General features: G+C 65.9%; 16 protein-coding genes. 9 read left to right on the top strand and 7 right to left on the bottom strand.

The genetic code is table 11. The annotated features are described in order from the left end of the window. Positions 1-30 precede the first annotated feature (30 nt). Positions 31-1,035, bottom strand: a complete 1,005-nt coding sequence (locus tag NTH_RS21560; protein ID WP_338532020.1) for a Bug family tripartite tricarboxylate transporter substrate binding protein — start codon at positions 1,033-1,035, stop codon at positions 31-33. A 399-nt stretch (positions 1,036-1,434) separates the two neighbouring features. Here NTH_RS21560 and NTH_RS21555 point away from each other — a divergent pair, with 399 nt between their 5' ends. From NTH_RS21555 to NTH_RS21545, 3 genes are all read left to right on the top strand, one after another. Further along, positions 1,435-1,917, top strand: coding sequence for an Lrp/AsnC ligand binding domain-containing protein (locus tag NTH_RS21555; RefSeq protein WP_338532231.1), 483 nt, complete (start codon positions 1,435-1,437; stop codon positions 1,915-1,917). Positions 1,918-2,025: 108 nt separating this feature from the next. Beyond that, entirely contained in the window at positions 2,026-3,423 is a 1,398-nt protein-coding gene (locus tag NTH_RS21550; RefSeq protein WP_338532230.1) for a sensor histidine kinase, read from the top strand. Then, on the top strand, positions 3,423-4,070 hold the full coding sequence (locus tag NTH_RS21545) for a response regulator (RefSeq protein WP_422392455.1): 648 nt from the start codon (positions 3,423-3,425) through the stop codon (positions 4,068-4,070). The genes NTH_RS21550 and NTH_RS21545 overlap by 1 nt, the downstream gene beginning before the upstream one ends. Before the next feature lie 63 nt (positions 4,071-4,133). Here NTH_RS21545 and NTH_RS21540 read toward each other — a convergent pair whose 3' ends face one another. Next, the gene (locus NTH_RS21540) at positions 4,134-4,604 is read right to left on the bottom strand and encodes a hypothetical protein (RefSeq protein WP_338532019.1); all 471 of its coding nucleotides are present in this window, start codon (positions 4,602-4,604) and stop codon (positions 4,134-4,136) included. 761 nt (positions 4,605-5,365) lie between these two features. On the opposite strand from NTH_RS21540, the gene NTH_RS21535 reads away from it, so the two are divergent. Further along, positions 5,366-6,844 (top strand): alanine/glycine:cation symporter family protein, encoded by a 1,479-nt coding sequence (locus tag NTH_RS21535; RefSeq protein WP_338532018.1) that lies wholly within the window; start codon positions 5,366-5,368, stop codon positions 6,842-6,844. A gap of 57 nt (positions 6,845-6,901) precedes the next feature. Here the strand turns inward: NTH_RS21535 and NTH_RS21530 are convergent, their stop codons facing one another. Beyond that, a complete protein-coding gene (locus NTH_RS21530) occupies positions 6,902-7,975 on the bottom strand; it encodes a GlxA family transcriptional regulator (protein ID WP_338532017.1) in 1,074 nt (357 codons plus the stop codon). 97 nt (positions 7,976-8,072) lie between these two features. Here NTH_RS21530 and NTH_RS21525 point away from each other — a divergent pair, with 97 nt between their 5' ends. Genes NTH_RS21525 through NTH_RS21510 form a run of 4 tightly spaced genes read left to right on the top strand, consistent with a single transcriptional unit; the run spans position 8,073 to position 13,234 of the window. Then, positions 8,073-9,326 carry a sarcosine oxidase subunit beta family protein gene (locus NTH_RS21525; protein ID WP_338532016.1) on the top strand — a complete coding sequence of 418 codons (1,254 nt, stop codon included), beginning with the start codon at positions 8,073-8,075 and terminating at the stop codon, positions 9,324-9,326. An 11-nt stretch (positions 9,327-9,337) separates the two neighbouring features. Further along, the gene (locus NTH_RS21520; protein ID WP_338532015.1) at positions 9,338-9,676 is read left to right on the top strand and encodes a sarcosine oxidase subunit delta; all 339 of its coding nucleotides are present in this window, start codon (positions 9,338-9,340) and stop codon (positions 9,674-9,676) included. Then, positions 9,673-12,666, top strand: coding sequence for a sarcosine oxidase subunit alpha (locus NTH_RS21515; protein ID WP_338532014.1), 2,994 nt, complete (start codon positions 9,673-9,675; stop codon positions 12,664-12,666). The genes NTH_RS21520 and NTH_RS21515 overlap by 4 nt, the downstream gene beginning before the upstream one ends. A 16-nt stretch (positions 12,667-12,682) precedes the next feature. Next, positions 12,683-13,234 (top strand): sarcosine oxidase subunit gamma, encoded by a 552-nt coding sequence (locus tag NTH_RS21510; protein WP_338532013.1) that lies wholly within the window; start codon positions 12,683-12,685, stop codon positions 13,232-13,234. 3 nt (positions 13,235-13,237) lie between these two features. On the opposite strand, the gene NTH_RS21505 is transcribed toward NTH_RS21510, so the two are convergent. The 4 genes from NTH_RS21505 to NTH_RS21490 form a co-directional block, all read right to left on the bottom strand. After that, complete coding sequence (locus NTH_RS21505) at positions 13,238-14,563, bottom strand: TRAP transporter large permease (protein WP_338532012.1); 1,326 nt, start codon at positions 14,561-14,563, stop codon at positions 13,238-13,240. Positions 14,564-14,579: 16 nt separating this feature from the next. After that, positions 14,580-15,164: a TRAP transporter small permease gene (locus tag NTH_RS21500; protein ID WP_338532011.1), complete on the bottom strand. Its 585-nt coding sequence runs from the start codon at positions 15,162-15,164 to the stop codon at positions 14,580-14,582. A gap of 76 nt (positions 15,165-15,240) precedes the next feature. Then, positions 15,241-16,260, bottom strand: a complete 1,020-nt coding sequence (locus NTH_RS21495; RefSeq protein ID WP_338532010.1) for a TRAP transporter substrate-binding protein — start codon at positions 16,258-16,260, stop codon at positions 15,241-15,243. A gap of 34 nt (positions 16,261-16,294) precedes the next feature. Then, positions 16,295-17,074, bottom strand: coding sequence for a gluconokinase, GntK/IdnK-type (locus NTH_RS21490; RefSeq protein WP_338532009.1), 780 nt, complete (start codon positions 17,072-17,074; stop codon positions 16,295-16,297). On the opposite strand from NTH_RS21490, the gene NTH_RS21485 reads away from it, so the two are divergent. After that, complete coding sequence (locus tag NTH_RS21485; RefSeq protein WP_422392454.1) at positions 16,989-18,014, top strand: LacI family DNA-binding transcriptional regulator; 1,026 nt, start codon at positions 16,989-16,991, stop codon at positions 18,012-18,014. The two genes, NTH_RS21490 and NTH_RS21485, sit on opposite strands and share 86 nt — an antisense overlap. The last annotated feature ends 51 nt before the right edge of the window (positions 18,015-18,065 follow it).

Genomic DNA, 18,065 nt, shown 5'->3' with positions numbered 1-18,065 from the left:
GGCGCGGCTGCTGCGTCGTTCGATGCGGGCCTATTCGGCGGCTTTGCAGTCGATGCCGATCTCGGACGGGTCGACGACGGCCTCGCCGCGTTCCACGCGGGCGCAGGCTTCCGCGCGGATCACGGGCATCGCCTTTGCCAGGGCCTCTTCGCCATAGGCCGGGTCGAACACCGCTCCACGCTCCCTGGCGTAGGTCTGCAGTTCCTCGGAATTGGCGACGTGCTCGGCCCATGCCTTGTCGACCGCGTCATAGACTTCCTGGGGTGCCCCGGTCGGGATCAGGATGCCGAAATAGTCGGCGGCGATGTGCATGTCCGGCAGCCATTCGGTGATCGGCGGAATGGGGTCGAGCCCTTCCACGGTCAGCGGCTCGTCGGAAAGCACGGCCAGCGGCCGCAGCCTGCCGCCGCGGATCATCTCGGTCTGCTCGACCGCAAGCTGGGTGGTGGCGACGACTTCGCCGCTGGCGGCGGCGATGGCCGCCGGGTTGCCGCCATCATAGGAGACCATGCGGGCATTGATATCGCCCGCCGCTTCCTTGATGGCCGCCAGAGCCATGCCGCCGGAGGAGTTCACGCCCGCCGTGCCGACGGTGACCGCGTCGCCCGTGCGCATCGCTTCGAGCAGCTCGCCGAAATCCTGGTATTCGGAATCGGCGTGGACCGAGACCACCGGCACATTCGCGACATGCAGGTAGATCCTGTAGTCCTCGATGCTGGTGTCCTCGATCAGTCCGGTCACGGCGTAGGTGGCGTTGTTGGCGATCGCGTTGGCGGTCCAGGTATAGCCGTCGCGCGGCGCATCGAGCGCCGCCTTGGTTCCGATCGAGCCCGAAGCACCCGGCTGGTTGACAACGACGATCTGCGCGTCGAGCGCCTCTTCCAGGATAGGCGCGACCACGCGCGTCACCTGATCGGTGGAGCCGCCGGCCGCCCACGGCACGATGATGTTGATGGGCTTGTCGGGTTTCCACTGGGCGTGCGCCGGCAGAGTGAGAAATGTGGCTGCCAATGCGGCAAGCGCGAAACGTTTCATAGGTTCCTCCCGTCAGGATTGAGATGTAACTGACTGGTTAGTTATAAGAGCGGCGCGGCGGAGGAGTCAATGGGGGTGGGCGGCGCGAGTTCGCTCGCTGGATGCCGGGGCGGCTGGTGAGGTCTGCGAGAGGGCCGGGCCGGGTGCGGGCTTTGCGCCGTGCGATGCGTTACCGCCCATGCGGCGAAACGGGCCGAGAGGCGGCGCTTGCGCCATTGGCCGCAGTGGGTGGCGCATGAAAGCCGGAACGAATATGCCCCCGCCGGGCGGCGAGGACACTTCGTCGGGTAGAGAAGCCGGGTCAGGCGGGGGCGACCGGGCGGGCGGTCTCGGCGTCTTCAGTTGGAGCGGAACTTCAGCCCCACCAGACCGGCGATCGCCAGCCCGATCGTCAGCGGGATGGCGGTAGGCGGCCTCGACCCGACGGATCTGCGAATTCTGGACGAGATCCAGAAGGACGGCAGGATATCGGTGGTGGAACTGTCCCGGCGGGTGCACCTGACCAAGACGCCGTGCGCGGAACGGCTGAGGCGGCTGGAGAAAGCCGGCGTCATCTGCGGCTATTTCGCAAAGCTCGACCCGGTGGTCATGAATGCCGGACATATCGTGATGGTGCAGGTCCAGCTGAAGGGAACGACGGCCGATGATCTCGAAGCCTTCAACGCGGCAGTCCGCCGCGTTCCCGAGATCCAGTCGTGCCACATGGTCGCGGGCGGCTATGACTATCTGCTGAAGGTCAGGAGCAAGGACATCAACGCCTACAGGAAGACATTGGGCGAGGTCATATCGAAACTGCCCGGCGTGCTCCAGACCCATACCTATGTCGTCATGGAGACGGTCAAGGACGACGTCACCCTCCCCGTCCCCGTCCCGAAAGCCTAGGCAACCTTGCCGCATCGCGTTCCCGCCATAGCTAGGAAGGGCAACGACAGCCCGCAGAGAGTTCGCAGAGAGTTCTGGGGGCGCAAAGCTGGAAGTGCCGTGCAGCGTATGGATGGCCTTGTAGATCGCTGGGTCTCTCAGTCCCTGGCCAAGCAATTCCTGCTGGCGGGCGGTATCGTGACGCTCATCGCGATGCTGCTGGTGGGCGGCCTCGTCACCCGTCTGATCGAAGAGGCGGTCACGCGTAATTCGGCCGCGAGCACGGCTCTCTACGTCGATAGCGTGATCGCGCCGCTCCTTCCCGACATGAGACGGAACGAGGTGCTCGATGAGACGGTCACGCGGGCCCTGGACGAGACCCTGGGGCAGGGCGCGCTGGCCGACCGCCTGAAGTCCTTCAGGCTGTGGCGTCGCGACGGCACCATTCTTTACGCCAACGACGAGAGCCTCATCGGCAAGCGCTTCGAGCCCAGCGAGAATCTGAGGGCCGCCTTCTCGGGCGAGATCATTTCTGAGCTTGACCGGCTGGACGACGTCGAGAGCGGAGCGGAACGCAGATCGGGCGAGCCTCTCCTGGAGATCTACAATCCCATCCTCCAGCCCTGGTCGGGCGAGGTCGTCGCCGTGTCCGAATTCGACGAGATCGCCACGGATTTCCAGCACAGCCTGAACCGGGCGCGCATCCTCAGCTGGCTGTCCGTGGCGCTTGCCACGCTGGGCTTCTTCATGCTGCTGTCGGTGATCGTCGTCCGCGGCAGCCGCACGATCGACCGGCAGCGCGAGGCGCTCAAGGCGCGCGTGAGCGAACTCACCGACCTGCTGGCGCAGAACAAGGCGCTGCATGAGCGCGTGCAGCGCGCGTCCCGGCGCGCCGCCGCGCTCAATGAAAGCTATCTCCGGCGCATCGGCGCGGACCTGCATGATGGGCCAGCGCAGCTGATCGCCCTTGCGTCCCTGCGCCTGGAAAGCACGGCGCTGACCGATGCGGCGCGCTCGGACGACAACCACGCGCGAGACGTATCTGCGATAAAATCATGTCTCGACGAGGCGATGAGCGAGATCCGAAGCATATCCAGCGGCCTCGTGCTTCCCGATATCGAGAGCGCCGAGCTGCCGGAGGTTCTGGCAAGGGCGGTGCGGGCGCACGAGCAGCGGACGGGCAGCAAGGTCCGCCTGATATCATCTCCCGCGCCCCTGCCGATGTCGTCGTCTGCCAAGATCTGCGTCTTTCGCTTCGTGCAGGAGGCGCTGAACAATGGATACCGGCATGGCGGGGGCGTGCGCCAATGCGTGAGGCACACCCATGAGAACGGAAACGTGGTGATCGAGGTTTCCGACGACGGGCCCGGCTTCGACGCCAACTTCGTCCGCCCCGAAAGCCTCGGCCTTGCAGGCCTGCGCGAGCGCGTGGAAAGCCTCGGCGGCCGGTTCTCCGTAAAATCGTCGCCCGGAAAAGGAACGAGGGTGAGAATGTCGCTGGCCATGGAAGAAGCGGAGCAGGCCTGATGGAGCCCATAACGATCGCGGTGATCGACGATCATCCGCTGTTCAGGGAGGGTGTCACACGCAGCCTCCTGGAGATCGGCGGCTTTCAGATCGTTGGAGAAGGTGGAACGGGCGAAGACGCGCTCCGGATCGTTCAGCAGAAGCGCCCCGACATCCTGTTGATGGACATCTCGATGCCGTGCGGCGGGACCAGCGCGATCCGGCCGATCCTCGAGATGGTTCCCGACCAGAAGATCATCATGCTGACCGTGTCGGAGGCCAGCGACGACGTGACCCGGGCGTTGAGCAGCGGAGCGAAAGGCTATGTGCTCAAGGGCGTGGGATCGCGGGCGCTCGCCGAGGCCATTCGAACCGTCGCTTCGGGTGAAAGCTATGTCACGCCGACTTTGTCCGCCCGGCTGCTTTCCGATCGTCCGGCACGCACCGATCTTTCATCCAAATCCGATCTGGTCTCTGATCTCACCGATCGGGAGCGGGAGATACTGAAGCTGGTCGCGGCGGGATTGAGCAACAAGCGCGTGGCCCTGCAACTCGGTCTCCAGGAAAAGACCATCAAGCATCACATGACGCATATCCTGGCAAAGCTGCGCGTCAGCAACCGCACCGAAGCCGCCATGGCGTTCCGCGACGCGGTCGAACACCGGTGAAGGACGGACTTTCCGCCGGGAACCGCCCGGACCGTGCCCGCACACGCGGCCTTCGCCGAACCGCTATCTGGCCATGCCTTGCAGCCGCGCGCGGTCCGATGGCGTGGCGGCTCTGTTGATGATCGTTCGGCCTTGCGCATCGGTCATGATGTAGTGGCCGTTCGTGAGAACTTCCCTCATGCCGTTGTGATGGCGCACTTCAATGGACGTGCCATCGGTCCGGGCCGACGCGCCATTGCGCGACCGGCCGACGGACCGGCCGCCGCTTCCGCCCCCGGCTGCCCCCGCATTGCCGTTGCCGCCCCTGCCATTGTTGCCAGCCCCGCTGCTCCCGGACCCGCTTCTGCCGCCGCCGCCACCGTTGCCGCCGCTGTTGCCGCCGCCCTGCCCGCCGCTGTTGCCCTGCGCCCGAGCGGCTCCGGCGACCAGTGAGGGAACCGGCCCGCGATAGGCGATCTGGAAAGGCGTAGCGGCAGACATTGCCGCCACGGGCGCACCTATGGCTGCCAAGAGGAATTTGCGGCGGCACGGCATTCGCATCTCCACCAGTGTAGCAAACGACCATCATCGGCCGATCGTCATCGACGGCAGCGTCCGGCGGGTGATCTGCGCATGCGGCGCCGACGATAACCAGGCATCAGACCACATCATATTTGTGTCGCCCGTGTGGTCTGCAACCCAGGCTGGCCGGAAGGAAGGCCCGTCGACGGTATTCAGACCGTCGACGGGCTCACGGCGCAGGAAGGGACAGACAGCTGCGCGCGTGACTTTGACTCTGGGGCGCCACTGGCCCCGGCGTGCCGCGCTTGTTTCGCGGCAGGTGTCGTTTGCGGTTGCCGCCTAGCTGGCAACCACGCCAAGGACAAAAAACCCGACGCCGAGCCCAAGGAGCGGCGCAAGCAGCCATCTGGCCTGGTATATGCTCTTGTCCATCGGAACCTCCTTAGACGTGTGACGAGGCCAACCGGATCGTGACGGCTGAGTTCCCGGGATATGCCGCCGTCCGACCATTGCCGGGCAATTATGGGACGAGTGGCGAAACGGCCGACGGACCAAGGTCCGTCGTCGCGCCGGACCGAAGCCCGTGGGGATGGCCTTCCGGCCGCCCCGTTCCCATCGGCGTCTGTCGTCCTGCGCAACCGCATGAGGCGGTCGAGGGCAAGTTCCGCGCCGCGCCGGAAGTTGGGCATAGAAGGTCTTTGCCGCTTGTCATTGCCGCTGCCTTCGGCCGATAGTTGAGCCTGGAGCGGGCGCCGGGTCGCCTGGGTTGCAGCACGCCGGAAAAGGAGAAGCTGATGGATGTGATCAGAGGGCTTTTCGGCCTGGTCGAAGATTTGACCTGGGGGTGGTCGCTGATCCCCATCCTGGTCATCTTCGGCGTCTTCATGACCCTCATGAGCGGGTTCGTCCAGTTCGAGTTTTTCGGCAGGATGTTCAGGGTCCTTTCCTCCAAGAACCAGAGCGGCGATCCGAACGCGATCAGCGCGCGCCAGGCGCTCCTCGTTTCCGTCGGCGGCCGTGTCGGCGGCGGCAACATCGCCGGCGTTGCCGTGGCGATCACGCTCGGCGGGCCGGGTGCGGTCTTCTGGATGTGGGTGATCGCCCTGATAGGCATGGCAACGAGCCTGGTCGAATCCTCTCTCGCCCAGCTCTACAAGCGCTCCAACGGCGACGGAACCTACAGGGGCGGTCCCGCCAGCTACATCATTTACGGTCTTGGAGCCCAGTATCGCTGGCTGGCCGTCGTCTATGCGATCTGCCTGATGGCGGCCTTCGCCTTCGGCTTCAACGCCTTCCAGGGCAACACCTTCGCCGGCGCCGCCAACGACAGCCTCGGGGTCGACCGTGTCTGGAGCGGACTGCTGCTGGCGGTGATCACCGGCCTGATCGTCTATGGCGGCATCCGGCGCATCGCAAAGGTCGCGGACGTCATTATCCCGATCATGGCCCTCGGCTATATCGCGATGGCGCTTCTGATCATCGTCCTCAACATTTCCGACCTGCCGGGCGTTCTGTGGACCATCATCGCCAATGCGTTCGGACTGGAGGAAGCCGTCAGCGGCGGCGTGGGCGCGGCGCTGGCACAGGGCCTGCGGCGTGGCCTGTTCTCGAACGAGGCGGGCCTTGGCTCAGCACCCAATGTGGCGGCGACCGCCGATGTGCGGCATCCGATCAGCCAGGGCATCACCCAGTCGTTCTCGGTCTTCATCGATACGATCATCATCTGTTCCTGCACCGCCTTCATGATCCTTCTCAGCCCTGTCTACGTGCCCGGCGCCGAGGGCATGGACGGCGTGGCGCTCACGCAGCAATCGCTGGTCAGCCAGCTCGGAGTCTGGTCGCAATACTTCCTGACATTCGCGATCCTGCTCTTTGCGTTCAGCTCGATCATCTACAACTACTATCTGGGCGAGACGGCGCTCAGCGTCATGACCAGGAGCGCACCGGCGCTGCACGTGTTGCGGCTCGCCATCATCGCCGTCGTTTTTCTCGGCGCCACCGCGCCGGGCGCGACGGCAGTGTTCTTCTTCTCCGACCCGCTGATGGGCGTTCTGGCGCTCGTCAACCTCATGGCGATCGTGATGCTTTTTCCGGTGCTTCTGCGCATTCTCGGCGACTTCCGCGCGCAGCTGAAGGCGGGCGTCGCGCGTCCGGTTCTTGACCCGCGGCAGTTCTCCGACCTCGATCTCGACCACAGCGCATGGTCCTACGCGGCGCGCAGTGGCGCTCCGGCTGGGGAGGAGGCCGCCGTGCCGGTCCCGCCGCGCGCCTGATGCGGTTCCGGCGCATATTTGCGCCGGCCGCCGCATGCCGGGATCGGGCGAGGTCGATCAGTCCGCCGGTGGCTGCGCCTGCGGAAGCAGGACGCCCACCGCCCGCTGCGGGCCGTCCGTGGAACGGCCCTTGGTCCGGCGAAATTCGGTCCGGCGAAATTCGGCCGGCGTCAGGCCCAGCCCGGACTTGAACGCCCGGATGAAGTGGGAGGTGTCGCAGAATCCCGTCGCAAAGGCGATTTGCGTCACCGTCTTTTCGGTTCTGTTGAGAAGCGCGCAGGCGTGGTCGAGCCGGAGCTGGAGGCCGGCCCGGGAAGGGGTGGTGCCGAGATCGGCGAGGAATTTCCGCTCCAGGCGGCGGCGGCTCACGCCGAGTCCGTCCGCCAGCTCCAGAACCGTTTCGGGGCCGTCGATTTTCTGCTGCATCCGGATCAGCGCCTTGCGGACCAGCGGGTCCTTGGCGGCGAGCCTGATCGGGAAGCCGGGCTGCGGCTTGTCGGCGCTCATGGCGCCGTCGATGATCATGATGCTCAGGCTCTTGGTTGCCGCGGAATGGCCGACATGACGCTCGACCAGGAAAGCCGCCAGATGCGCCGCGCTGTGCCCGCCCGAGCAGGTAAGGCGATCGCGGTCGACGACGAAGATCTGGTCGGAGACAAGCTCGGCTCCGTCGAAGCGCTCCAGGAAATCCTGATGGTGGAACCAGCTCACGCAGCAGCGGTAGCCGCTCAAAAGACCCGCTTCGTGCAGCAGAAACACGCCCGTGCACAGTCCCGCGAGCGGCACGCCTTCCTCCGCCCTTGCCTGCAGGAACCGCACCGCTTCGGGGGCCAGGGCGCTGGCCTCGCCAAGCAGTCCGCCGACCACGACGATATAGTCGTAGCTTCCGGCCCGCTGCAGCCGCGTGTCGGGCTGGATCGTCACGCCGCAGCTCGACCGGACCGGGTTCATGTCTGCCGAGAGCACCGTCCAGTCGCAGTGGATCGGACGGGAGTGGTCCGCTTCGTCGGCCGCCAGACGGAGCACATCGACGAAATTGGCAAAAGCCGACAGCGTGAAACGGTCGGCAAGCAGGAAAGCGACGTTCAATCGCTTGCGCGGATGGGGGGATCGGGGCAGCGCCTTGTTCATGGCGCAATCATACAGCCGAACTGTCGCAATAATCCAGTCCTCCCGTTGAGGAGGACGTTAGGGTCGGGACAATGCTAATCTGCCTGGCGTGCACCCTATGACCAGATTCTCCGCCTTCTCGCTCCTGCGCAACGCCCTGACCGGGAATACGGGATGGACCGAACAATGGCCCGACAGCCAGCCGAAGGCCGAATATGACGTCGTCATCGTAGGGGCCGGCGGGCATGGGCTGGGCGCTGCCTATTATCTTGCCAAGGAGCACGGCATCACAAACGTGGCGGTGATCGACAAGGGCTGGCTCGGCGGCGGGAACACGGGGCGGAACACGACGATCATCCGCTCCAACTACCTGTACGACGAGAGCGCCGGTCTTTACGACCACGCGCTCGATCTGTGGGAGGATCTGAGCCAGGAGCTGAACTACAATGTCATGTTCTCGCGCCGCGGCGTGATGATGCTGGCGCACAATGTGCACGACGTCCAAAGCTTCCAGCGCCACATTCACGCCAACCGGCTGAACGGCGTGGACAACAGATGGCTGACCCCGCAGGAAGCCAAGGAGTTCTGCCCGCCGCTCAACATCTCGCCCGGTGCACGCTACCCGGTCATGGGGGCCGCGCTGCAGATGCGCGCGGGCACGGCGCGGCACGATGCGGTGGCTTGGGGCTATGCGCGGGCGGCGGCGGCGCGCGGCGTCGACATCATCCAGAACTGCCCCGTGACGGCGATCCGCCGCGGTCCCGACGGGGCCGTCGAAGGGGTCGAGACGGCGAAGGGCTTCATAAGGGCCAGGAAGGTTGCCGTTTCCGCCGCAGGGCATACCAGCGTGGTGATGGAAAGCGCGGGCATCCGCATGCCGCTGGAAAGCTACCCACTGCAGGCGCTGGTCTCCGAGCCGGTGAAACCTGTCTTTCCCTGCGTGGTCATGTCGAACACGGTTCACGCCTATATCAGCCAGTCCGACAAGGGCGAGCTGGTCATCGGATCGGGCACCGACCAGTACACCAGCTATTCGCAGCGCGGCGGACTGCCGCTGATCGAGCACGCGGTCGCGGCGATCTGCGAGATATTCCCGATCTTCACCCGGATGCGGATGCTGCGCAAATGGGGCGGCATCGTCGACGTGACGCCGGACCGCTCCTGCATCCTCGGCAAGACGCCGGTTCAGGGGCTCTACGTCAATTGCGGCTGGGGCACGGGCGGCTTCAAGGCCACGCCCGGCGCCGCCCACACGCTGGCCTGGACGGTTGCCAAGGACGAGCCGCATCCCATCAACGCTCCTTTCACGCTCGACCGGTTCCGCACCGGCCGTCTGATCGACGAGGCGGCCGCCGCCGCTGTCGCACACTGAGGAAGGCGGACATGCTTCTCATCCACTGTCCCTATTGCGATGAAACGCTGCCGGAGCTGGAGTTCGCCTATGCCGGCGAGGCCCATATCGTCCGGCCCGAAAACCCCTCTGAAATGACCGATGAGGAATGGCGCGACTATCTCTTCATCCGCTCCAACGTCAAAGGGCCGCATTTCGAACGCTGGCGCCATGTCCATGGCTGCGCGCGCTTCTTCAACGCCGTCCGCGACACCGTGAGCGACCGTTTTCTGACGACCTACAAGGCCGGGGCGCCTCGTCCCGACCTGTCGTCCCTGTCCGGCTCGACGCCTTCGCAGGATCTGCCGGATGCGAAGGAGGGCTCGCAATGACCGGCTTCCGCGTTTCCGGGCGCGGCCGCGTCCGCCACGACAAGCCGGTCAGATTCTCGTTCGACGGCAAAACCTTCGAAGGCCTCGCCGGCGACACGGTCGCATCGGCGCTTCTGGCCAACGGCGTGCACCTGATGGGGCGCTCCTTCAAGTATCACCGCCCGCGCGGTCCCGTGGCGGCCGGCTCGGAGGAGCCCAACGCGCTGATCGGAACCAGCCGGGGCAAGGGCCGCTTCGAGCCCAATACGCGCGCGACGGTGCAGGAGATCTGGCCCGGGCTCAAGGCCACCAGCCAGAACAGGTATCCGAGCCTCAAATTCGACATCGGCGCCGTGAACGACCGCGCCTACATGCTCCTGTCCACCGGGTTCTACTACAAGACCTTCATGTGGCCGAAGAGCTTCTGGGACAAGGTCTACGAGCCCTTCATCCGGGCCGCGGCGGGGCTCGGCGTTTCACCGACCGAAGCAGATCCCGACCATTACGCCTCGCGTTATCTTCACACCGACGTCCTGGTCGTCGGCGCCGGTCCGGCCGGCCTGGCGGCAGCGCGTTCGGCGGCTGGCGCGGGCCTGCGGGTCACCCTCGTCGACGAGAATTGCGAGCCGGGCGGCACGCTTCTGTCGGAGCCGCAGGCAAGCATCGAGGGCCTGTCCGCCTGGGACTGGCTCGCGGCCGAGATCGAGGCGCTCAAGGGCCTCGGCGTCGACATCATGACCCGGACGACGGCTATCGGCTATTACCACCAGAACATGGTCGGCCTCTGCCAGAAACTGACGGACCATCTGGAAAAGCCCGGCAGCGCCGTCCCGCGCGAGCGCCTCTGGCGGGTGCGCGCCGGGCAGGTGATCCTGGCCCAGGGGGCGCTGGAAAAGCCGCTGGTCTTCGACGGCAACGACCGTCCGGGCGTAATGCTGGCCGGCGCCGCACAGACCTATCTCAACCGCTACGGGGTGCGCGTCGGCGATCGCGCGGTCGTGGCCACCAGCCATGACAGCGCATATTACGCCGCCTTCGACCTGGCCGCGGCCGGCACGAAGATCGAGGCGATCGTGGACACGCGTGCGGAACCGCGTGCCGATCTGATCGCCGAGGCGGCAAAGCGCGAGATCGCCGTTCTTGCCGGTCACACGGTCACCGGCACGGAAGGCCGGCTTCGGGTGAAGTCGGTCCGGGTGAACCGGATGGAGGGCGGCAAGGCAGGTTCCGGCCGGCGCCTGTCGTGCGATTGCCTGTTGATCTCGGGGGGCTGGACGCCCTCGCTGCATCTTTTCTCGCACACGAAGGGCACGCTGAAATGGGATGAGGAGGCGCAGACCTTCCTGCCCGATCGTGCCACGGAAGCCTGCCGCATCGCCGGCGCCGGGCGCGGCCTGTGGGGGATCGGTGCCGCGCTGAACGACGGTTCCGCCATGGGGGCCGCCGCCGCCCATGCGCTCGGCATGGCGGCAGAGCCGGCGACATACGGCATTGCCGGCGACCGTCCAGGGACGGGCATCACCCATAAGGAGCTGCCGACCGATCGCAGCCCGGGCAGGGCCCGCGCCTTCGTCGACTACCAGAACGACGTGACCGCAAAGGATCTGCGGCTGGCGGTGCGCGAGGGCATGCGCTCGATCGAGCATATCAAGCGCTACACCACCACCGGCATGGCCACCGACCAGGGCAAGATGTCGAACATCAACGGCCTGAACATCGCCGCCGACGCGCTCGGCAAGCCCCAGCCGCAGGTCGGTCTCACGACCTTCCGGCCGCCCTATACGCCCACCACCTTCGGCGCCTTCGCCGGATACCATCGCGGCGACCATTTCGAGGCGACGCGCAAGACGCCGATCGATGGCTGGGCCGCGGAGAACGGCGCTGTCTTCGAGCCGGTGAGCCAGTGGCGCCGGGCCTGGTATTTCCCGAAGCCGGGCGAGACCATGGACGAGGCCGTGGCCCGCGAATGCCGCGCCACCCGCGCGAGCCTCGGCATGTTCGACGCCTCCACGCTCGGCAAGATCGAGGTCGTGGGGCCCGATGCGGTGGAGTTCATGAACCGCATGTACACCAATCCCTGGAGCCGGCTTGCCCCCGGCCGCGCCCGCTATGGGCTGCTGCTGGGCGACGACGGCTATATCCGCGACGACGGCGTGATCGGCCGCCTGTCGGAGGACCGGTTCCACGTCACCACCACCACCGGCGGCGCGGCGCGGGTGCTCAACATGATGGAGGACTTCCGCCAGACCGAATGGCCCCACCTCAAGGTCTGGCTCACCTCGACCACCGAGCAGTGGGCGACCATCGCCCTCAACGGCCCCAATGCGCGCCGGCTGCTGGAGCCGTTCGTCGAGGGGCAGGATCTTTCGGACGCGGCTTTCCCGCACATGGCGGTCGCCGAATGCCAGGTCGCCGGCTTCAACGCACGGCTTTTCCGGGTCAGCTTCACAGGCGAACTGGGCTTCGAGGTGAACGTGCCTTCCCGTCACGGCCGGGCGCTGTGGGAAACGCTTTGGGAAGCAGGCCGCAAATACGACATCTGCCCTTACGGAACCGAAACGATGCACGTCTTGCGGGCCGAGAAGGGCTATATCATCGTCGGCCAGGATACCGATGGCACCGTAACCCCCTACGATGCGGGGATCGGCTGGGCGGTCGGCAAGAACAAGCATGATTTCGTGGGAATGCGCGGATTGCGGCGGCCCGACCTCGTCGCCTCCGGCCGCAAGCAGCTCGTCGGCCTCGTCACCGATGACGGCACGACGAAGCTGGAAGAAGGGGCGCAGATCGTCCTCGATCCTACGCAGCCCAAGCCGATGAAGATGGTGGGGCACGTGACCTCGTCCTATCGCAGCGAAGCCGCCGGGCGACCGATCGCCCTGGCGCTGGTCGAAGGCGGGCATGAGCGGATGGGACAGACCGTCTACGTCCCGATGTCCGACCGGGTGATCGAGGCGACCGTGACCGGCACGGTCTTCTACGATCCCGATGGCGCCCGCCTGAAACTGTGAGACTGGAGACACCGTGATGGCCCTGCTTTCCGACGTCCTCCAACCAGGCACCCTGGCCGAATGCGCCGCGGCGACGGTGACGCTGCTGGCGCCGGCGGCCCGTTTTTCGCTGCGCGCGGGGGAGGCCGAACAGGCCGGGCTCTCGGCCGCACTGGGGGTGGAGCTGCCCGCAAGGGTCGGCCGCCGTGCCGCCGCGGGCGGGACCGAGGCGCTGTGTCTTGGCCCCGACGAATGGCTGATCCTTGCGCCCAAGGCCAGCGCCGCCGGGATCGCGCAGGCCTGCGCCGCCATCTATCCCGAAGCGCGCCACAGCATGACCGAGATTTCCGACCGGGAACTGTCCGTTCGGATCGAAGGACCCGGGGCGGCAGCGCTGCTCACCCTTGGCTGCCCGCGCGATATCGGCAGCATCGCCACCGGCGAAGGACGGCGCACCGTCTTCGACGGCGCCTCCGTCATTCTCTGGCGCGACGGCGACCAGGAATTCCGCATGGACGTCTGGCGGTCCTTCGCGCCCCATTTGGTCTCGCTGCTCAGGACGGGCTGCGCGGAACTGGCCGCCGAGTGACGCCTACCGCCCGGTGATGCCCGGAAAGGCGATCAGCAGGGCGACGGCCAGGGCCTGCAGGCAGATGAACGGCAGCAGCGCGCGGAAGATCATGCCCAGCGAGATTTCCTTGGGCGCCACGCTCTTGAGATAGAAGGCGGCCGGGCCGAAGGGCGGCGTCAGGAAGGATATCTGCATGTTCATGGCGAACAGCACGCCGAACCATACCGGATCGTAGCCTAGGTTCACGACCACCGGCACGAATATCGGCATGGTCAGAAGGGCGATGCCCACCCAGTCGAGGAACATGCCGAGGACGAAGAGGATCGCCATCATCACGAGGATGATGATCGTCGGGTTCTCCGATACCCCCGTGAGCAGGCTGGCGACGAAGTCGATGCCCCCCATCAGGTTGAAGACGCCGACCAGGGCGCTGGCGCCGATGCCGATCCACACGATCATGCCGCAGGTCGCCAGCGTCTGCAGCGCCGCCGCCTTGAGCATGTGCAGCGAGAACTCCCGGCGCAGGATGGTGGACAAAAGGACGCCGGCGACGCCGACCGCCGAAGCCTCGGTGACCGACGCGATGCCGCCATAGATCGAGCCGAGCACGAAGATGACGACGCCGATCGGCAGCACGATGCCCTTCAGGAGTTTCAGCCGCTCGGCCAGCGGCCGCGGATCGGGCTCGGGCAGCGGGGCAAGGGCAGGGTTGAGCCAGCAGCGCACCAGCACGTAGATGACGTAGAAGCCGGCCAGCATGAAGCCGGGCATGAACGCGGCGGTGAAAAGGTCGCCGATGGAGACGTTGGCGGTCAGGCCGTAGATGATGAGAACGATGGAGGGCGGAATCATCGTGCCGAGCGAGCCGCCCGCGCAGATGACGCCGATGGCCAGGTTGCGGTCGTAGCCGAGGCGCAGCATCTGGGGCAGCGCCAAAAGCCCGAGCAGCACGATCTCGCCGCCGATGATGCCGCTCATGGCCGCCAGCACCACGGCGAGGAAGATGGTCTGCACGGCGACGGCGCCGCGCAGCCGGCCGCCGATCAGCTTCATCGCGTCGAACAGGTCGCGGGCGATGCCCGAGCGGTCGAGCAGCGCCGCCATCAGCACGAACATCGGCACCGAAACGAAGACGAAGGACGAGACGAAGGAATAGACGCGGCTGGTGATCAGCGGCACCGAGGCCGGGCCGAACCAGCCGAGCGCGAAGATGAGCGCGACCAGCAGCGTCACATAGGCAAGCGGAATGCCGAGGAGCAGCAGGCCGAACAGCATGCCGAACATGACGAGCGTGCCATATTCGATGCCGAGCGATTTGAGGTCGAAGAGAAACCCTAGCCCCTCCATCAGGTTGTCTCCGGCATCAGGTGGTCTCCGGATGGCGCGCCAGGGCCGCGCGGGCGAAATTGAAGGCAAGGATCATGAACTGCAAGGCCATCAGCGCCAGCACCGCGAGCAGGAACAGCTTCAGATAGGCGGGGTAGGCCGGGTCCCAGGCGCTGCCGGAGGTTTCGAACCTGACGCTGCCGTCGGGCCTGAAGATGGCCCGCTGCACCATCAGCCAGGCCGCCCAGGCAAAAAAGCCGGTGGCGATCATGCAGACGAGGGAGATCGCCGCGTCGAGCACGCGCCGCGCGCGGCCCTGCACCAGATCGTAAAGAAGCACCACGCGGATATGGGAGTTGCGCACGGTGCAGTAGAGGCCGCCGTAAAGGAAGGCGATGGCGGCCAGGAAAACCGTCGTCTCATGCGCCCAGATGGTCGGCGCATTGAAGAAGTAGCGCAGGATCACCTCCTGGATGAGGATGAGCATCGCCAGGACGATGCCGATCGCGAAGACGATCCCGCCGCGATCGATCAGCCTGCCCAGCCTGCCGGCTTCCGGCAACGGAGCGGCGACTTCCTGTTCGAGCACCGCTTCGACATCCGGCAGATCGTCGTCACGCATAAGACCCTCCCTCGATGAGCCGGCGGCGGCACTGCCGCCGCCGGTGTGGCCGATCGTTACTTGACCAGACCTTTGCTTACTGGACCAGGCCCTTGCTGGTCAGATACGACGTCAGCTTCTCGTAGACCCGCTGCGCGTTCTCCGACTTCGCGGCAACCTTTTCCCACTCGCCGACGGCGATCTTGCGGAATTTGGCGCGCTCCTCGGCCGACCAGTCATGGACGGTGATCTCGCCGCTGGCCTTGGCTTCCTCGACCGCCTTCTGGTCGTTCTCGGCGAGCGTGGCCACCTGGTGCTGGGCAAACTCCGCAACGGTCTCCTCGAAGGCCGTCTTGATGTCGTCCGGCAGCGCGTCCCACTTCTCCTTGTTCATCGACACCTCGACGAGAGGCATCGAATGGAAGCCGGGATAGACCGGGTGCGGCGCGATGTCGTTCAACCCCTGCGCCTGGTTGGTCGAGAAGACGGTGTAGTCGGCGGCGTCGATGACGCCCTTGTCGAGCGAGGTGAACACTTCCGAGCCCGGCAGGTTGACCGGAGAAGCGCCCGCCGCGGCGAATACCTGCTGCACCAGCCCCTCGGGCGCGCGCACCTTCAGACCTTTGAGATCGTCGACGCCGTCAAGCGGCACCTTGGACACGAAGGCCTCGAGGCCGGGCGTCGTGGCGCCGATGAAATGCAGGCCGTAAGGCTCGAGCAGTTCGTTCATCAGCTCCTTGCCGCCGCCCTCGGACATGAAATCGAACATCTGCTGAGGATCCGACCAGGCGCCGACCGGATTGGCGATCAGCCCGAAGGCGGGATCCTTGCCGGCGAAATAGGAGGTGTCGGTGATATGGCCGTCGAGAATGCCGGCCGCGATCGCGTCCTGGGTCTCGTTATACTCGACCACCGAGCCGACCGGCAGCAGCTCGACCTTGACCTTGCCGTCCGTGCGCTCCTCCAGTGCCTCCGTCCAGCCCTTCTGCAGTTCGAAGTTCGGGTTGCCGGAGGGGTCGCTCGACTGGAATTTGAACGTGAACTCCTGAGCCGGGGCCGCGCTCGTCAGCGCAATCGCCGCCACGGCGGCCAGCGCAAGTTTCGGGATGAATTTCATGGTGTTTCTCCTCCTGTTTTATGGCCAGCGGCCATCATGGAATTTGTTGCCTGCTGGGTTTTTCCCCGCTTGGGGATCGACCGGCGCTGGCAACGTGACGCCGGCAAAAACGCTCCGCTTCGTCTATGATCTCGTCCAGGCTGCGCGCGACATCGAGCCGGCAGGCGGGCGCCTCCGCATGGGTGTCGGGCGGCTCGAGGTCCCGCAACTGGCTGTCCAGCAGGGACGGCGGCATGAAATGGTTCGGGCGCGCATGCAGGCGCTGGCGGATAATAGCGCTGTCGCCGTCGAGATGGATGATCGCGAGGGGTCCCGTGCGGTCCCGCAGCAGTGTGCGATAGCTGCGCTTGAGCGCCGAGCATGCGAGGAAGACGGGCGCGGCGTCGCGGGCATTGAGCGCTGCGATCCCGTGGCAGATTGCCCCGAGCCAGGCCCAGCGCTCCTTGTCCGTCAGCGGAATGCCACCCGCCATCGCCCCGACATTCTCGGGAGGATGAAACTGGTCGCCTTCCAGGAAATGACCCTCGCAGCGGGCGGCCAGACGGCTGGCGACCGTGGATTTGCCCACGCCGCAAACGCCCATCACCACCACGTTTCTGCAAAGGCCGACCATACGCTCCTCCCCGGCATGGTTCTCGATGTTAGCGCTGTCATAGGGGGTGGCGCTGGCATATGTCAATGGGGTGAGGTAGGATTCGTCATCAAGATGCGGCTGGAAATCCGATATCGTGCGAAACTTCAGGAAAGCAACACTTGCGGATGTCGCGGCCCGGGTCGGTGTCAGCGCTATCACCGTTTCGCGGGCCCTGCGCATGCCGGACAAGGTCTCGCCGCGGCTGCGCGAGGAGATCGCGCGGGCGATAGACGATCTCGGCTATGTGCCCAATCCGGCGGCGCGCACCCTTGCCTCGAGCCGGACGAACGTCATCGGCGTGATCATTCCCTCGGTCACCAACAACGTCTTTGCGGCGGTGCTGCTCGGCATCTACACCGCGCTGGAGAGCACGGATTACGACATCCAGCTGGCAAATTCGCGCTATTCCGCGCTGAGGGAGGAAAGCCTCTTGAAGGTGTTCCTGGGCCAGAAGCCGGCCGGGCTGATCGTCACCGGCATCGACCAGTCGGAAAAATCCCGCGAGCTGCTGGAGAAAGCCGCCTGTCCCATCGTGCAGATCATGGAGATCGACGACAATCCCGTGGATCTGATGGTCGGTTTTTCCCATTACGAGGCGGCATGCGTGGCCACACGGCATCTCATCGAGCAGGGCTACCGGGGGCTCGGCTTCATCGGCGCCCGCATGGATCCCCGTTCGCAGCGCCGCCTGCGCGGCTTTCATGACACGGCTTCCGGGGCGGGTCTTTTTTCTGAAAACAGGGTCATCACCACGACGGCGGCCTCCTCGGTGACGCTGGGCGCCCAGCTCTTCGCGGAGCTGATGGACCGCGCGCCGGATCTCGACGCGGTGTTCTGCAACAATGACGATCTGGCGCTCGGTGTCATGTTCGAGGCGCAGCGCCGCCGGATTCCCGTGCCCGGCCGGCTGGGCATCTGCGGCTTCAACGATCTGGAGATGATGGCGACGGCCGAGCCGCCCATCACCAGCGTGCGCACCTACCGCTACGAGATGGGCCGGCACGCGGTGAACATGCTCGTTGAGGCGATCGAGGGCACCGGCGGCGACGGCGCCGTCGTCGACATCGGCTTCGAAATCCGCAAGCGCCGAAGCACCAGCCTGGGGAGCCCGGGGCTTTAGGCCCTGATGCTGGCTCCAGGGTTGTGTTGGCCCCCCCTGCGGCAAATCACA

The sequence above is a fragment of the Nitratireductor thuwali genome (genome assembly GCF_036621415.1).
Taxonomy (GTDB): Bacteria; Pseudomonadota; Alphaproteobacteria; order Rhizobiales; family Rhizobiaceae; genus Chelativorans; species Chelativorans thuwali.
This window is presented reverse-complemented; position numbering and strand designations above follow the sequence as displayed.

Bases quoted from the DNA above. Each gene is read 5' to 3' on its own strand.
- NTH_RS21550 (WP_338532230.1), top strand. From the start codon at position 2,026: ATGGATGGCCTTGTAGATCGCTGGGTCTCTCAGTCCCTGGCCAAGCAA.
- NTH_RS21545 (WP_422392455.1), top strand. From the start codon at position 3,423: ATGGAGCCCATAACGATCGCGGTGATCGACGATCATCCGCTGTTCAGG.
- NTH_RS21495 (WP_338532010.1), bottom strand. From the start codon at position 16,260: ATGAAATTCATCCCGAAACTTGCGCTGGCCGCCGTGGCGGCGATTGCG.
- NTH_RS21490 (WP_338532009.1), bottom strand. From the start codon at position 17,074: ATGCGCAGGGCCCGCGAAACGGTGATAGCGCTGACACCGACCCGGGCC.
- NTH_RS21525 (WP_338532016.1), top strand. From the start codon at position 8,073: ATGACCAGATTCTCCGCCTTCTCGCTCCTGCGCAACGCCCTGACCGGG.
- NTH_RS21530 (WP_338532017.1), bottom strand. From the start codon at position 7,975: ATGAACAAGGCGCTGCCCCGATCCCCCCATCCGCGCAAGCGATTGAAC.
- NTH_RS21515 (WP_338532014.1), top strand. From the start codon at position 9,673: ATGACCGGCTTCCGCGTTTCCGGGCGCGGCCGCGTCCGCCACGACAAG.
- NTH_RS21520 (WP_338532015.1), top strand. From the start codon at position 9,338: ATGCTTCTCATCCACTGTCCCTATTGCGATGAAACGCTGCCGGAGCTG.
- NTH_RS21510 (WP_338532013.1), top strand. From the start codon at position 12,683: ATGGCCCTGCTTTCCGACGTCCTCCAACCAGGCACCCTGGCCGAATGC.
- NTH_RS21500 (WP_338532011.1), bottom strand. From the start codon at position 15,164: ATGCGTGACGACGATCTGCCGGATGTCGAAGCGGTGCTCGAACAGGAA.
- NTH_RS21535 (WP_338532018.1), top strand. From the start codon at position 5,366: ATGGATGTGATCAGAGGGCTTTTCGGCCTGGTCGAAGATTTGACCTGG.
- NTH_RS21555 (WP_338532231.1), top strand. From the start codon at position 1,435: ATGGCGGTAGGCGGCCTCGACCCGACGGATCTGCGAATTCTGGACGAG.
- NTH_RS21540 (WP_338532019.1), bottom strand. From the start codon at position 4,604: ATGCCGTGCCGCCGCAAATTCCTCTTGGCAGCCATAGGTGCGCCCGTG.
- NTH_RS21505 (WP_338532012.1), bottom strand. From the start codon at position 14,563: ATGGAGGGGCTAGGGTTTCTCTTCGACCTCAAATCGCTCGGCATCGAA.
- NTH_RS21560 (WP_338532020.1), bottom strand. From the start codon at position 1,035: ATGAAACGTTTCGCGCTTGCCGCATTGGCAGCCACATTTCTCACTCTG.